Source organism: Kitasatospora sp. NPDC093558, from assembly GCF_040683475.1.
Classification (GTDB): Bacteria; Actinomycetota; Actinomycetes; order Streptomycetales; family Streptomycetaceae; genus Kitasatospora.
The window spans coordinates 1-2,120 of the sequence record NZ_JBFBDY010000911.1 but is presented as its reverse complement, the minus strand read 5'-3'; the positions used below and the strand labels follow the sequence as shown (position 1 = coordinate 2,120).

General features: G+C 74.8%; 2 protein-coding genes. Both read left to right on the top strand.

The annotated features are described in order from the left end of the window. Positions 1-86 precede the first annotated feature (86 nt). Positions 87-1,346 (top strand): sensor histidine kinase, encoded by a 1,260-nt coding sequence (locus AB0O00_RS36850; protein ID WP_363659062.1) that lies wholly within the window; start codon positions 87-89, stop codon positions 1,344-1,346. A 21-nt stretch (positions 1,347-1,367) separates the two neighbouring features. After that, a complete protein-coding gene (locus AB0O00_RS36845; RefSeq protein WP_363659061.1) occupies positions 1,368-2,042 on the top strand; it encodes a response regulator transcription factor in 675 nt (224 codons plus the stop codon). The last annotated feature ends 78 nt before the right edge of the window (positions 2,043-2,120 follow it).

The following is a 2,120-nucleotide window of genomic DNA, read 5'->3' as shown; positions in this document are numbered from 1 at the left end:
ACCCGGGGCGTGCCCTCACATGGGGCGTGCCCCCGGCCCCCGAGGTCGTCAAGTGCCCCCGATGGCCGAGTCGTTAGGCTGCCCGGATGCAGACAGACGCGCAGCCTGCTCCGTCCAGGGGGTTCCTGCGGCGTCCGGTGCGGCTCGGTGAGACGTACCGGCGCGTGATCGACGCCGTCCTGGCGCTGCTCCTGCTCGCCGCCACGCTGGCGTTCGCGCACGAGTACCACCCGCCGGGCTGGCCGCGCTTCGACCTCTCCGCCCACCTGCTGAGCCTCCTGGCCAACCTGCCGCTGGCCTTCCGCCGCCGCGCCCCGGTGGCCGTCCTGCTGCTCTCCTGCGCCGGGCTGGTCGGCTACACGGCCGGCGGCTACCAGCCCTCGGCCAACATCTGGGCGCCGCTGTTCGCGGTGTTCACACTGGCCGCGCTGCGCCCGACCCGGGTCTCGGTGGCGGGTGCCTGCTGCGCCGCGCCGGTGTGGCTGTACAGCGCGATGGCCACCAAGGTGGTGTCCCCGGGGGTGGCGCTGGCCCAGGTGGCGCTCGGCGTCGGGACGGCGTGGGCGTTCGGGCTGAGCCTGCGGGTCCTCGGCGAGCGGAACGTCCAACTCGCGGCGCTGTCACTCCAGTTGCAGCACGCCCAGGTGGCGCGGACGCGGCAGGCGGTGACCGAGGAGCGGATCAGGATCGCCCGCGAGCTGCACGACGTGATCGCCCATCACATCTCCGTCATCGCCGTGCAGGCGGGCCTCGCGGGCTACGTGTTCGAGAGCGACCCGCCGACGGCCCGGGCGGCCCTCGGCACCATCGCCGGGAGCAGCCGGGACGCGCTGGCGGAGATGCGCGGCCTGCTCCACGTCCTGCGCGTGCCGCCCGAGGAGGCGGCGGAGGCGGGCGGCACGGCGCCGGACGAGCCCGCGCCCGGCCTGGCGCGGCTTCCCGCGCTGGTGCGACGGGTGGAGGGCGCCGGGCTGTCCGTGGAGCTCGCGGTCGACGGGGAGCCGTACGCGCTGGCCCCCGGGCCCGACCTCTCCGCCTACCGCGTGGTCCAGGAGGCGCTGACCAACACCGTCAAGCACGCCGGTCCGACGGAGGTCCGGATCTCCGTGTCCTACCGGCCCGACGCCCTCGCCGTCGCCGTCCGCGACGCCGGGCCGGCCCCCGGCCGGATCCCGGACCCGGCCGTCGACAGCGGTGGCCACGGTCTGATCGGCATGCATGAACGTGTCAAGGCGCACGGTGGTATGTTGCGTGCTGGTCCGACGCCGGACGGGGGATTCGAGGTCGCCTTCACCCTGCCGCGGCCGGGCCCGGCATCCGCGGGGGGCGGAGCCGGCGGCGGGTAGTGGGAAGGGCGGGCTCGCGATTTGACCACCGTGCTCGTGGTGGACGACCAGGTCCTGATCCGGGCCGGCCTGGTCGCCCTCATCCAGGCGGCACCCGGCCTCGCCGTGTGCGGCCAGGCCTCCGACGGGCAGCAGGCGGTGGACCTCGCGGCCGAACTGCGCCCCGACGTGGTGCTGATGGACATCCGGATGCCCGACGTCGACGGCATCGCCGCCACCGAGCGCATCCTCGCCCACGCCGCCGAACCGCGCCCGCGCGTCCTCGTCCTCACCACCTTCGACCTGGACGAGTACGTGTACGGCGCGCTGCGGGTCGGCGCCAGCGGCTTCCTGCTGAAGGAGACCCCGCCGGAGCGGCTGCTCACCGCGATCGAGGTGGTGGCCGGCGGCGACATGCTCTTCGCGCCGGGCGTCACCTGCCGGCTGATCGAGGCCTTCGCCCAGCGCGTCGACGGCGCGGCCGAACCGCCCCGGGAGCTGACCCCGCTCACCTCGCGCGAACTCGACGTGCTGCGCCTGGTCGGCGCGGGCCTGAGCAACTCCGACATCGCCGGCCGCCTGGTGGTGACCGTCGGCACGGTCAAGACGCACCTCAACCGCATCATGACCAAGCTCGGAATCTCCAGCCGTGCCCAGGCCGTGGTGCTCGCCTACGAGAGCGGGCTCATCACACCGCGCCGGCCCTTGCCGGGGTGAGCCGGCCTCCGGTGGTCGGGGGCCAACCCCGACGAAAGAAGGCGAAGAGCCGGCGCGGGCCCAGGCCGCAGCGGCCCG

What these genes read in the sequence shown, in the direction of transcription:
- AB0O00_RS36850 (WP_363659062.1), top strand. Translation starts at nt 87, where the DNA reads ATGCAGACAGACGCGCAGCCTGCTCCGTCCAGGGGGTTCCTGCGGCGT.